The following is a 12,770-nucleotide window of genomic DNA, read 5'->3' as shown; positions in this document are numbered from 1 at the left end:
CTCTCGTCTAATCACGCAGGCGTCAACCGGGTTCCAAAGAACGTTCGGGCCGCATTTCCCCGGGTATCAGAGGCTTGAATTTGCCGCGTTTTCGGTGAAAAGCAGGTGGCATGACACGCGGGGGTGACGGCATCGTCGGATGGCGGCGCAGCGGCAGGCTGCTGCCGGCGCTGATTCTTGCTGCTTGTCTGTGTGCTTTCGGCCAAAATGCTGCGCAGGCGCAGCTTTTCTCCGACCGCCCGCCGCCGGTGCCCCCGGCATCGGTGCCCGATCCCGGTAACGCCATTCAACTGGCGCCCTCCGGCCAAGCCGCTGGCCCTCCGAGCCTGCCGCCGACCCTGCTCCAGCCGAGTACTCCCAGCATGCCGCCCCCCGCGGTCTCGACCGTGCCGGCGGCCCCGCCGCTCAACGCGGCCGTGCCCGGCCAGGGGGTGCTGTCGCTGACCGCGAAATACGGCAAGGATTCTCCCGCGATCACCAGCGGCCTGGTCTGGCGGGTGTTCGCCGACCGTCCCGACGAGAACGGCACCTTCAAGCTGATCCGGGAGGACCGCAACGCCACGCCCAACATCGTGCTGCCGCCGGGCAATTACGTCGTGCACGTTGCCTTTGGCCTTGTCAGCGCGGTGCGTACCGTCAGCCTGAAGGCCGAGACCGACCGCGAATCCTTTGTGCTGCCTGCGGGGGGCCTGCGCATTGAGGGCCGCGTCGGCACCAGTCGCATTCCGCAGAACCAGATCTCGTTCGCGATCTACAAGGGCAGCCAGTTCGAGTCCGGCGAGCGCGCCTCGCTGGTGCCGAACGTCGCCGCCGGCGACGTCGTGCTGATACCCGAGGGGACCTACTACATCATCTCCAACTATGGCGACGCCAATTCGCTGGTGCGCTCGGACATCCGCGTCCAGGCCGGCAAGCTCACCGACGTCACCATCACCCACCGCGCCGCCGTGATCACGCTCAAGCTCGTCAGCGACAGGGGCGGCGAGGCGCTCGCCAACACCGCCTGGTCGGTGCTGACCCCGGGCGGCGACGTTATCAAGGAATCGATCGGCGCCTTCCCGCGCGTCGTGCTCTCCGAAGGCGAATACCGCGCTATCGCCAAGAACGAGGGCAAGGTCTACGAGCGCGGCTTCAACGTCGTGAACGGCGTCGACGGCGAAGTCGAAGTCGTCGCGCGGTGATTTTGCGTCGCGGCTTCGCTCCGTTCGGCCCGCTCGGCCAGGGCTTTCTTACCGGCGCCATCACAGAGAGCACGACGTCCGATGCGAGCGACTTCCGCAACATCGTACCGCGCTTCTCATCCAGCGCACGCAAATGAATGCCCGGTGAGCGTTCGCTTACCGGGCATCTCGTTTTGTGTTTTGACTTGAATACTCCTGTAAGCGCGACCAGGCAGCATTGAAGGCGTCGAGAAACACCGGCAGCATGGACTTATTCCGGAAGCGTCGCGACTCGCCATAGCTGGTGCAACAAGACCGGTGCATGATACGCGTTTCCGATAATCAATTTTATTCTCTTTCCGTCCTGCTGGGTTATATGTCGGACATCCCCTAAACGGGGAGGCCAGGAGCAGGCGCGCGCTTGCGAGACCGGCAGGAGCAGGGACCCAGCCCGTCGGCATGTTCGAAGTGATCCTCACCAGGCGTAAGCGGTTTGGTTGGCGGTGGCAGGTGTGCGACCAGTCCGGCAAGGTATTTGCCGATGGCTTCGAGCGCACGCGGCCGTCCGCCAAGTATCAGGGCGAGCGCGCATTGTTCTTCCTGTTGTCGCAGGCTCACTTGCGCAACCGTTCCGCGGCCTCCAGCGAGGACTAGCGGCGCGTCGCGACCGCCGTTGAGCCCGTGGCCGGATTGCGCTGCGCTCCATTCGGCTACAAGAGCTTGCGTTGCCCGTCGGGCAAAACACCCAAATTCTCGGTCAATCCGTGGCGCCAAAAATATTCGCCTTTACAGAAATTCGGAATAGGCGGATATTGCGCGCAACCCGGCCCAAGGAAGAGGGGCGTATCGCGATCGTCACGAACGCGGGCCGGACGGCGGTGGACGCCAGTTACATCGGCGCGAAGGGTTTCGCAGGGCGGGCAACCGTGAGCGAGGAGGTCGCGCACACGACCGGTGTGGCTTGCGTACGGCAAAATCGTGTGGTCCTGACGCCCGGGGTCTGTGCGTCAAGTCTTGTGGTGATGTGTACTGCCCAACTGGGCGGGCGCATCAGTTATCTGCAAGGCGACGGGGGCAATAGTGCATCGCTCCCCGGGGAGATCACGACATAAGCCGTAAAACCACTGCGCAGGGAAGGCCGGTTGTTATGGCTTCACCTGTATGCCGCTGTGCAAATTTTTTGACTGCAACGTCGCACAGTGGACCGCGGGTGCCAGCCGGCACCCGGTCTTCCCTGCGCCCTCTTTCATCGGAGGGTGAGCAACCAAGCAAAGCTGGGGCGAATGAGCCGCGAGGTTGCGAAGGTGTGTCTGACAGTGATCATGGGGCGAGCGCTTGCCCATCACCGTCACCCCCGCGCAACCGCGAAGCGGTTGTCGCTGGAGGTGCTCGCCTCTTCGGCGAGCCTCGAAGGGCGATGGCCCGGCTGCATCTGGGCCGTTCATCCTTCGAGGCTCGACTTGCGATGCGATCGCATCGCAAGTCTCGCACCTCAGGATGACGGAATGGACATTGTCGCCGCGGAGAGACTCTGGATTGCTTCGCTGCGCTCGCAATGACGGCGTTGATGCAGTTGAGCGCCCAAACTGCGAGCTCGTGCGCTGATGCGCTCGGCGCATTCGCTCAACTGTCATAGTCTCTAACACCCACTAACCAACACCCGACTTAAAACTGTCATAATCGCCGAATGGAACCCGCGCTTGCGTCCTTTTTACACGGCATTAAGCGCATCTGCATTGGATGCGCGGGGAAAGTGCGTTGGGGACTGCCATGAGTGCCGCGAAGAAGATGCCGGGGAAACCGGCCGCCGAAATGTTCGACGACATCCCGGTGCTTCGTCGCAAATGGCGTGCCGCGTTGAAGCCGGGCGACCGGCTGCCGCGCTATGAGGACGTGATGCTCGGCAGCCTCGGACGGCTCGCCGACCACATCGCGCTGCTGAAGAACGACGGCAGGCTCGAATTGTCGCGCAGCGGACGCTACGTGCAGAAATGGCTCGGCGAGGAGCGCTGGGACATTCCGGTCGCGGAGCTGTCGCCCGATTGCGCCACGGCGCTGTCGGAAGCGGTCGCGAACGCGCTGAAGAGCGGACGGCCGCACCAGGCCAGTGCGCATTGCGTGCGCGACGGCATGGTCAGGACCTACGATCTGCTGGCATTGCCGACCTCCTCGCGCTGGGGCGCCACGCTGGTCGGCGCCTATGTCAACGAGCGCGGCGCGCAGTACAATCTGCTCGACGCGATTTTCTCATCGACCGATGACGCCGTGGTCTCGCTGGCGGCGTTGCGCGATGCCGAAGGCAAGCCGTTCGATCTTCAGGTGGTTCACCACAACAAGAGCGCGGAGCTGCTGCTGAAGGCGGCGGGCGCGGAGCTGTTATGGCGTCGGATCGGCGAGGGGGACAATTTGCTCGCGTCGCCCGATATCATGAAGTTCCTGCTCAGGGCCGTCTCGGGCGGGCGCGGCGAGCAGATCGAGATCGAGAACGATGGACGTCACCTCCGGCTCAGCGCCACCGCCTTCGCCGACGTGGTCTCGCTGACGATCTCCGACGTCACCGCACTGAAGCGGCGCGACGCCTCGTTCCGCCTGCTGTTCGACAACAACCCGATGCCGATGTGGGTGTTCGACGCGCAGACCAAGGAGTTTCTCAGCGTCAACGACGCTGCTGTCCAACATTACGGCTACGGCCGCGGCACCTTCCTGCGCATGAAGCTGCACGAGATCTGGCCCGAGGACGAGTGGGACAGCCACGCCGAGGCGCTCGAACGGATCGGTGACACCTATCACTCCTCGCGCAACTGGCGGCATTTGCGTGCCGACGGCAGCGAGATCGAGGTGCTCACTTTCGGCCGTCGCGTCGCCTTTGATGATCGCGACGGCTATCTGGTCGCGGTGGTCGACATCACCGAGCGGCGCAAGGCCGAGGCGCGGATCGCCCACATGGCGCACCATGACGGGCTCACCGACCTGCCGAACCGCGAATATTTCCAGCAGCGCCTGAAGCAGGCGCTCGACCAGGCCGCGGGAAAACGGGTCGGCGTGCTCTATATCGACCTCGACCTGTTCAAGAACATCAACGATTCCTTCGGGCATCCGGCCGGCGATCGCCTGTTGAAGCAAGTCGCCGAACGCCTGACCACCGCGGTGCGCGGCGCCAATCTCGCGGCCCGGCTTGGCGGGGACGAGTTCGCGGTGATCCTCGCCGCCGACGCCTCGCCGAACGAGGCCAGCGCCTGCGCGAGCTTGCTGATCGACATGCTGAAGGCGCCCTATGAACTCGACGGCCAGGAGATGGTGATCGGGGCCAGCATCGGCATCGCGCTGTCACCGGGCGACGGCGTGACGCCGGAAGAGCTGATGCGCAATGCCGACATGGCGCTGTACCGGGCGAAGTCCGATGGCGGCGGCATGCATCATTTCTTCGAGCGCGAGATGGATCTCCAGGCGCAGAGGCGCCGCGGCATGGAGCTCGATCTGCGCCGCGCCTTCGCCAACGGCGAGTTCGAGCTGCACTACCAGCCGTTGATCTCGATCGCGTCCGATCGCATCTCCGGCTTCGAGTCGCTGCTGCGCTGGCGTCATCCCGACAAGGGCATGATCTCGCCCGCGGAATTCATTCCGGTCGCCGAAGACATCGGCCTGATCACCCAGCTCGGCGAGTGGGTGCTGCGCGAGGCCTGCGCCGAAGCGATGAGATGGCCTTCCGACGTCAAGGTCGCGGTCAATCTGTCGCCGGCGCAATTCCGCAGCCGCAATCTGGTTCAGGTCGTGATCTCGGCGCTGGCGCAGTCCGGCCTGTCGCCGAAACGGCTCGAGCTCGAGATCACCGAATCGATCTTCCTCGCCGAAACCGATGCCAATCTCGCCATCCTGCATCAGCTCCGCGAGCTCGGCGTCGGCATCTCCATGGATGATTTCGGCACCGGCTATTCCAGCCTCAGCTATCTCCGCAGCTTCCCCTTCGACAAGATCAAGATCGACCGCTCCTTCGTCAAGGACCTGGCGCAGCGGCCGGATTGCGTTGCGATCGTGCGTGCGATCTCCGGCCTCGGCCGCAGTCTCAACATCACCACGACCGCGGAAGGCGTCGAGACCGAGGATCAGCTCGACTGGCTGCGCGCCGAAGGCTGCAACGAGGTGCAGGGCTTTCTGTTCAGTGCGGCGCGGCCGGCCGCCGAGATCGCAAAACTACTCGCCGATTTCGGCCAGCGCGCGTCACGGGCGGCGTAGCCCCTCGGGGTAGCAGTCGTAGACCAGTGCTTTGAACGCGGGCGTGATGCGGCTGCGCTCGTTCTGGGTCTGCTGCATCATCAGGTAGACCATGTCGAGCTTGGGATCGACGCCGAAATAGGTGCCGCTGCCACTGTCCCATTTCAACTCGCCGAGCGAGCCCGGCGGCGGCGGCTTGGCGTTGCCGGGATCGGTACGCACCGCAAGGCCGTAGCCATAGCCAAAACCGTCGCCCGGAAAATAGAAATAGTCGCGTCCGACGCCGGAGCCAGGGCCGATGTGATCGGTCGTCATCGCCTTGAACGCCGCCGGGCTGAGGTAACGCTTGCCCTCGAACTCGCCGCCGTTGAGCAGCATCTGCGAGAAGCGCTGATAGTCGGTGATGGTCGAGAGCAGGCCGCCGCCGCCGGACTGCCATTCGGGATGGTCGAGGCGGTCGCGCTCGCCTGCGAGCAGGATGAAATCGTTCGGCAGCGGCCGCGCCATCCGCGCAAGCTCGTCCTCCGTTGCCAGCGCGAACTTCGTGTTGCTCATGCCGAGTGGATCGAAGATGCGCTGCTTGAGGAATGCGTACAGCGTCTGTCCCGAGATGATCTCGATGACGCTGCCGAGCACGTCGGTGGAATGGCCGTAGCGCCACAGCGTTCCCGGCTGCCGCGCCAGCGGCAATTTCGCGATGCGCTCGGCGAACTCCCTGTTGTTGAATTGACCCTCGAAGATGTTGGCGGCCTTGTAGGCCTGCTCGACCCATTTGCCGCCGATATAGTCGTAGCTGATGCCCGAGGTGTGCCGCAGCAGATCCTCGATGTTGACCGGACGGACCGGGGCTACGAGATCGACCTTCAGCGTGCCGTCGGGATTGGTGACCTCGAGGCCCACCTTGGTATCGGCAAAGAGGGGGATGTATTTCGACACCGGATCCGCGAGCGCAAGCTTGCCCTCGTCGATCAGCATCATCGCGCCAAGACACGTGATCGGCTTGGTCATGGAGTGGATCGCGAAGATGGTATCGGGCGTCATGGCGAGGCCCGTGCTGGTGTCGCGCACGCCGAAGGTCTTGAGATAGACCGGCCTGCCGTGCTGCTGGACCAGGATCACCGCGCCCGGCAGCCGGCCGCTTCCCACTTCGTTATCAAAATACGCCGTGATGCGGTCGAGCCCGTCGGGCGACGGAGCAGGAATATCGGCCGCGCGGCTGCGCGCCATCGTGCCGGCCAGCAACGCGGCCCCGACCAGAAATTCGCGGCGTTTCATCCGGGCTTCCTCCCTGGCGGGGAACAAAGCCGCAAGACGTCGGGGGCGTCAACAAGCCTTCGATTAAAATCGTGTCACGATTTCAGAAAGGACCGGTCGCGGACGGTCCTCGCTCGGTCTGGTGGGCGTGCCGATATGGACGAAGCCGGCAAGCTTCTCGTCCGGCTTCAGCCCGAGACCCTCCAGCACGCCGCGATCGAACGAGAACCAGCCCGTCAGCCAGCAGGCGCCGTAACCGAGCGCGGTCGCGGCCGTGACGACGTTCATGACGCTGGCGCCCGCCGACAATTCCTGCTCGAAGGCCGGTACCTTCGGATGCGGCTTGGTGAAGCTGACGATGCCGATCACCAGCGGCGCATCCGTGAGACGCTTTCGCTCGATCTCGACGTCCGCCGCGGGCGCGCCGGGATTCTTGCGGGCAAACACCTTGGCGATCACCTCGCCGGCACGCTGCCGCGCATCCCCCTCGAAAATGATGAAGCGCCAGGGCGCGAGCTTGCCGTGGTCGGGCACGCGCGCGCCGATGGTGAGAATGGTCTCGAGCTCGGCCGGGGAGGGGCCGGGGCCCGTCATCTCGCGCGGCTTGACCGAGCGGCGGGTCTTCAGGAGTTCGATGGCGTCGGGCACTGCGATATCCTCTTCGGCTGGTCGTCGGGCGTGCCCTGCCGAGATAGGCATGCACGCCCACAATCGAAAGCGGGTTTAGATCGATTTCAAGGATCAGGCCGCGCCGCGAGCCCGCCGCACATCCGGCGGGGTCGCTTCGTCGACCAGGGCGGCGAGCGCCTCCGCCGTCGTCATCACCTTCTGGCCGTCGCTGCCGAGCCGGCGCACCGAGACCGACTGCGTTTCGGCTTCCTTCTTGCCGCACACCAGCAGCGCCGGGATTTTTGCCAGTGAGTGCTCACGGACCTTGTAGTTGATCTTCTCGTTGCGAAGATCGATCTCGGCCCGAAGCCCCGCGCGCCGGACCTGCTCCAGCACCTGCTTGGCGTACTCGTCCGCTTCCGAGGTGATGGTGGTGACCACCACCTGCACCGGCGAGAGCCAGAGCGGGAAGTTGCCGGCATAGTGCTCGATCAGGATGCCGATGAAGCGCTCCATCGAGCCGCAGATCGCGCGGTGCACCATCACCGGCGCCTTCTTGCCGCTGTCATGGTCGATGTAGAACGCGCCGAACCGCTCCGGCAGGTTGAAGTCGACCTGTGTGGTGCCGCATTGCCAGTCGCGGCCGATGGCGTCGCGCAGCACGTATTCGAACTTCGGTCCGTAGAAGGCGCCTTCGCCCGGATTGATCTCGGTCTTGATGTGGTTGTTCTGCGCCTGGATCTGGCTCAGCACGGTCGCCATCACGCGCTCGGCGTGATCCCACATCGCATCGGTGCCGACGCGCTTCTCCGGCCGGGTCGAGAGCTTGACGGTGAGATCGCCGGTGAAGCCGAAGTCCGCGTAGGTCGACAGGATCAGGTCGTTGATCTTCAGGCACTCGTCGGCAAGTTGGTCCTCCATGCAGAAGACGTGCGCGTCGTCCTGGGTGAAGCCACGCACGCGCATCAGGCCGTGCATGGCGCCGGACGGCTCGTAGCGATGCACCACGCCGAACTCGGCGAGACGCAGCGGCAGGTCGCGGTAGCTCTTCAGGCCGTGCTTGAAGATCTGCACGTGGCCGGGGCAGTTCATCGGCTTGAGCGCAAACCAGCGCTTGTCCTCGGCCTCGTCGCCGGCCGACTGCGCCGCGAACATGTTCTCGCGGTACCAGCCCCAATGGCCGGAGGTCTCCCACAGGGACTTGTCGAGGATCTGCGGCGCGTTGACCTCGCTATAGTCGCCGGCCAGGCGGCGGCGCATATAGGCGATCAGCTGCTGGAAGATGGTCCAGCCCTTGGCGTGCCAGAACACCACGCCAGGGCCTTCCTCCTGGAAGTGGAAAAGGTCGAGCTCGCGGCCGAGCTTGCGATGGTCGCGCTTTTCGGCTTCCTCGATCTGCTTGAGGTAGGCGTCGAGGTCCTCCTGCTTGGCAAAGGCGGTACCGTAGATGCGGGTCAGCATCGGGTTGTTGCTGTCGCCGCGCCAATAGGCGCCGGCCACCTTCATCAGCTTGAAGGCATTGCCGACTTTGCCGGTCGAGGTCATGTGCGGGCCGCGGCAGAGGTCGAACCAGTCGCCCTGGTAGTAGATCTTGATCGGCTCGTCGCCGGGAATGGCGTCGACCAGCTCGACCTTGAAGGCCTCGCCCTTGTCGCGGAACACTTGCTTGGTCTTTTCGCGGTCCCAGACTTCCTTAGTGAAGGGTTTGTCGCGCGCGATGATCTCGCGCATCTTCTTCTCGATCGCGGCAAAGTCTTCCGGGGTGAACGGCTCATTGCGGAAGAAGTCGTAGTAGAAGCCGTTCTCGATCACGGGGCCGATGGTGACCTGCGTGCCCGGCCACAGCGTCTGCACGGCTTCGGCGAGCACGTGGGCGCAGTCGTGGCGGATCAACTCGAGCGCGCGCGGGTCGTCGCGGTTGATCAGCTCGATCCTGGCATCGGCTTCGATGGGATCGTCGAGGTCGGCGACCACGCCATCGAGCGCCATGGCGACCGTGCGCTTGGCCAGCGAGGGCGAGATGCCCTTGGCGATATCGAGGCCGGTGATGTTCTTGTCGTATTCGCGCCGGGCGCCGTTGGGGAAGGTGAGGGTGACCTTGGCGGAGGGGTTCACGGGCTTCAAATTGCTGAGGCTGTATTGGAAGCCGGATTCGGATTTGGGCTGTTCGGTCATTGCTTTTCTCCTGAGGCTCACTCCTGCGAACGAGCGCAGGTAAGCGGGAACGAGCGATATATCAGGCGATTCGGCCTGCGCAATCCGGCATTTCCAAGAAAGTGGCGCGCAAAAGCCGGGGCGGCGCTTCAACTATTTCGAGCCGCGCCCTTTAACCGGCCGCGCGTCTGCTCTAGATGCAATTGCATGGAAAATCCATCCGCCACCGGCCGTTTCGCGCCAACCGCCCTGATGCTCGGCAACCTCGTCACCGGCTGCTCGGTACTGGCGCCGGCGGGCATGCTGCCCGAATTGTCGACAGGGCTGGACGTCAGCATTCATGCGGCAGGACTCCTGATCACCTTCGGCGCGATCACGCTGTGCATCGGCTCGCCGCTGACGGCCTGGCTGACCAGCCGCATCGACCGGCGGACGCTGCTCGCCACGACGCTTGCGGTGCTCGCGCTCGGCAATCTCGCTTCGGCCTTCGCGCCCGACTACACGAGCCTGCTCGTCATTCGCCTCGTGATGCTCGCGGTCGGCGCGCTCTACACGCCGCAGGCTGCCGGCACTGCGGCGCTGATCGTGCCGGTGGAGCGGCGCGGCAGCACGATCGCCTACATCTTTCTCGGCTGGTCGCTGGCTGCCGCCGTCGGCCTGCCGCTGATCACCTTCATCGCCAGCCGCTACGGCTGGCGCGCGGCCTACGGCGAAATCGGCGTACTCGGCTGTATCAGCTTCCTGTTGCTGCTGCTGCGCTTGCCGGCGGGCCTGAAGGGCACGTCCGTCGACCTGAAGACCTGGAGCGCGGTCGGTCGCAGCAGGACCATCCTGCTGCTGCTTGCGATCACGATGTTGCAGATGTCGGGGCAGTTCGTGGTGTTTACCTTCATGGGCCCGCTGCTCAAGAAGCTGACCGATGCAAGCCCGGATGCGATCGGCATGGTGTTCGGCACCTACGGTGTCTGTGGCTTCCTCGGGGTCGTCATCGCGACCCGGATCGTCGACACCTGGGGACCCTACCGAACCTCGCTGCTGTTCACCTGCCTGCTGCTTGCGGGCATCACGGGCTGGGCGCTCGGTGCCGGGAGCCTGGTGTTGATGGCGGGCGCGGTCGCGATCTGGGGCCTCGGCTTTGCCTCGACCAATTCGATGCAGCAGGTGCGGCTGGTCGCGGCCGCGCCGCCGCTTGCATCGGCGACCGTCGCACTCAACACCTCCGTCCTCTATATCGGCCAGGCTGTCGGCTCCGCCATCGGCGGGCTGCTGTTCGCTCGCGAGCTGCTGCATCCGCTCGGCTTCGTCGCGGTCGGATTCGTCGTGCTGGCGCTGCTTCTGGTGATCCTGACCCGGCCCCGGCCGGCTGTTGCCTCGGTCTGAAGCTGGCGTCTTTTCCTGTGCGCAAGGCGCTTGGCAAACGGCGCGCTGGAGGGCTAGAAGGCGAGGCATGGGGACCAAAGAGAGTTGACTGAAATGAGGATGATTCTGGCAGTTGCCGCGGTGCTCTATTCAGCCTCCGCGTTTGCGCAAGCCGACAAGCCGCCAATGGTGGGGGACAAGCCGCTGGTGCAGGTCAAGCCCAAGGGGACCAAGGACGGCACCAAGGCTGCGGCCGCCACCGCGGCGCCGGGGCCGAAGGGCAAGCCGCAGTCGATCGCGGCGCGGCTCCAGTCCTGCCTCGAGCTCGATGACGGCACCAAGGACCGCCTCAACTGCTACGACGCCATAGTCCCGCCGGCGCCGAAACCGAAGCCGGCAAAGGCCAAGGGCTATGCCGATTGCCGTTTCTTCAAGGAGGAGGACGAGCGGCTGGCCTGCTTCAATGGTTTCGCCGAGAGCATTCCGAAGCTGCCGAAAACCTGAGCGACACGACCGGACGCTCCGCGCGTCACGACTGCGTCCAATCAGCGACTCGATGCGGATGGCGTTGTGGCGGCCACGCGCGTCAGCGCCAGCGCCGGCGTCGCCGACATCTTCACCAGCACGTCCTTGAGCGGATACTGCGTCCACGCGCGGTTCACGTAGTCTCGATGGGTGATGCCGTCGCCGGTTTCGACGAACACCACGCTGCCGGGGCGCAAGGGTCCATCCATGTCCTCGGAGACGCTGATGCCCTTCTGCCTGAGCATGCTCATCAACTCACGGTCGCGCCGCGCGGTGTAGCGAGTGTAGGAGCTGACGAAGAAGCCGGAGCGGTGGCTCTCGATCCAGGAAGCGAACTTGTCCATCTCGCCATAGACGGCGTCGAGCAGCACGACGCCGCGGACGCGGTCGCTGATGCCGCCGACCTCGAGGCTCCAGGCCGTCGGCAGGAAGCCGCCGCTATAGCCGACGATGACGATCGGCATGTTGGCGAAGGCGCGGGCGCTGTTGGGATCGCCGGTGACGCGGGCGAGGTGGTTGGCCGATTCCTCCATGAAACGCTTGAAGCCGCCGGCCTGCCAGAACTTGCCGGCGCTGGAATCGGCGGCGTCGACCGCCATCTGCGGGGCGAGCAGCACGGCGTTGGCGCCGGACTCGGTGATCTGCTGCGGCACCAGCTGCCGGTCGCGCACGTCGCGCTCGAGTGTTGCGCCATTGCCATGGAAGAACACCACGATCACGCCCGGCTTGCGCACGTCGAAATGTTCGGGCACGTGCATCAGCACGCGGCTGTCGCTGTAGGTCTCGTCCTGCCAGTAGACGCGACCGGAATAGCTGCGATGACCGCGGCGATCGCCCTTGGAGATGTTGAGGAACGGCGCGTCCGAGGCGGGGTTGTTGCCGAAATAGGGGAAGGCCGACGACTTCATGCCGACGAGCGTCGTCAGGTCTTCGCGCGGCGGACGCTGGTAGGGCACTTGCGGCGCAAGCGAGGCGACCTTGTAGGGCGCCTGCTCGCCCTGCTGCTGCACGGCGCGCTTGGGCGAGAAGTCCGACATCTGCCGCTGCAGAAGACTCTCGCCCGTCGAGGGGAAGCGCTCCTTGAATTGCGGGGCAGGGAAGCGATCCTCGAACGTGTCGCCGCTTGCGACCTGCTGATTGGCGGCTTGCGGATTGGTTTTGGCGACTACCTGGACGTTAGCCTGCGAGTTCGCCGCGAGCGCCGCCGGGTTGGGCGCCTTGCCGCATTGAACCAGCGCCAGCGACAGCGGCACCACGGCTGAGATCAGGCCGATCCGGAGCGCACGACCGCGCGCACCAGACGGCGTCCGGTCGGCACGCGTGTCAGCTCTCAGTTCTGGAACGGCCCCGACCATCCACCCATGACCCCAAGTCACGACCCATCGGCAATCTTTAAGACAATTGAGCCGACCGGCGTTTAGGCGACGTTAAGCGTCCGGAGAAACTTCCCACATCCGGAACGCTCAAAGGGACCACGCAATCGTGTCCTGATTGTGG

9 protein-coding genes and 1 pseudogene are annotated in these 12,770 nt (G+C 64.8%); 6 read left to right on the top strand and 4 right to left on the bottom strand.

Features of this window, described 5'->3' with window-relative positions:
- The first annotated feature begins 110 nt into the window (after positions 1 to 110).
- From QSV46_RS32705 to QSV46_RS32690, 4 genes and pseudogenes are all read left to right on the top strand, one after another.
- Positions 111 to 1,181, top strand: a complete 1,071-nt coding sequence (locus tag QSV46_RS32705) for a hypothetical protein (RefSeq protein WP_314961158.1) — start codon at positions 111 to 113, stop codon at positions 1,179 to 1,181.
- 11 nt (positions 1,182 to 1,192) lie between these two features.
- Positions 1,193 to 1,315: pseudogene (locus QSV46_RS32700) on the top strand (aldo/keto reductase); the annotation flags it as partial.
- 304 nt (positions 1,316 to 1,619) lie between these two features.
- Positions 1,620 to 1,814, top strand: coding sequence for a hypothetical protein (locus QSV46_RS32695; RefSeq protein WP_172783801.1), 195 nt, complete (start codon positions 1,620 to 1,622; stop codon positions 1,812 to 1,814).
- Positions 1,815 to 2,930: 1,116 nt separating this feature from the next.
- Entirely contained in the window at positions 2,931 to 5,393 is a 2,463-nt protein-coding gene (locus QSV46_RS32690) for a putative bifunctional diguanylate cyclase/phosphodiesterase (RefSeq protein WP_314961155.1), read from the top strand.
- On the opposite strand, the gene QSV46_RS32685 is transcribed toward QSV46_RS32690, so the two are convergent.
- The 3 genes from QSV46_RS32685 to thrS form a co-directional block, all read right to left on the bottom strand.
- Positions 5,379 to 6,647, bottom strand: coding sequence for a serine hydrolase domain-containing protein (locus tag QSV46_RS32685; RefSeq protein ID WP_314961153.1), 1,269 nt, complete (start codon positions 6,645 to 6,647; stop codon positions 5,379 to 5,381). The genes QSV46_RS32690 and QSV46_RS32685 overlap by 15 nt on opposite strands.
- Before the next feature lie 63 nt (positions 6,648 to 6,710).
- Positions 6,711 to 7,274: a nitroreductase gene (locus tag QSV46_RS32680; RefSeq protein ID WP_314961151.1), complete on the bottom strand. Its 564-nt coding sequence runs from the start codon at positions 7,272 to 7,274 to the stop codon at positions 6,711 to 6,713.
- Positions 7,275 to 7,367: 93 nt separating this feature from the next.
- Complete coding sequence (thrS, locus tag QSV46_RS32675; RefSeq protein ID WP_314961149.1) at positions 7,368 to 9,410, bottom strand: threonine--tRNA ligase; 2,043 nt, start codon at positions 9,408 to 9,410, stop codon at positions 7,368 to 7,370.
- Positions 9,411 to 9,596: 186 nt separating this feature from the next.
- On the opposite strand from thrS, the gene QSV46_RS32670 reads away from it, so the two are divergent.
- Both QSV46_RS32670 and QSV46_RS32665 read left to right on the top strand, forming a co-directional pair.
- Positions 9,597 to 10,769 (top strand): MFS transporter, encoded by a 1,173-nt coding sequence (locus QSV46_RS32670; RefSeq protein ID WP_314961147.1) that lies wholly within the window; start codon positions 9,597 to 9,599, stop codon positions 10,767 to 10,769.
- 93 nt (positions 10,770 to 10,862) lie between these two features.
- Complete coding sequence (locus tag QSV46_RS32665; RefSeq protein WP_314961145.1) at positions 10,863 to 11,252, top strand: hypothetical protein; 390 nt, start codon at positions 10,863 to 10,865, stop codon at positions 11,250 to 11,252.
- Positions 11,253 to 11,293: 41 nt separating this feature from the next.
- On the opposite strand, the gene QSV46_RS32660 is transcribed toward QSV46_RS32665, so the two are convergent.
- Positions 11,294 to 12,628 (bottom strand): alpha/beta hydrolase, encoded by a 1,335-nt coding sequence (locus QSV46_RS32660; protein WP_314961144.1) that lies wholly within the window; start codon positions 12,626 to 12,628, stop codon positions 11,294 to 11,296.
- Positions 12,629 to 12,770 lie beyond the last annotated feature (142 nt).

This window comes from Bradyrhizobium cosmicum (assembly GCF_032290525.1).
Lineage (GTDB): Bacteria > Pseudomonadota > Alphaproteobacteria > Rhizobiales > Xanthobacteraceae > Bradyrhizobium > Bradyrhizobium cosmicum_A.
Note: the sequence above shows the minus strand (reverse complement) of the source record. Positions and strands in the feature narration are given on the sequence as shown.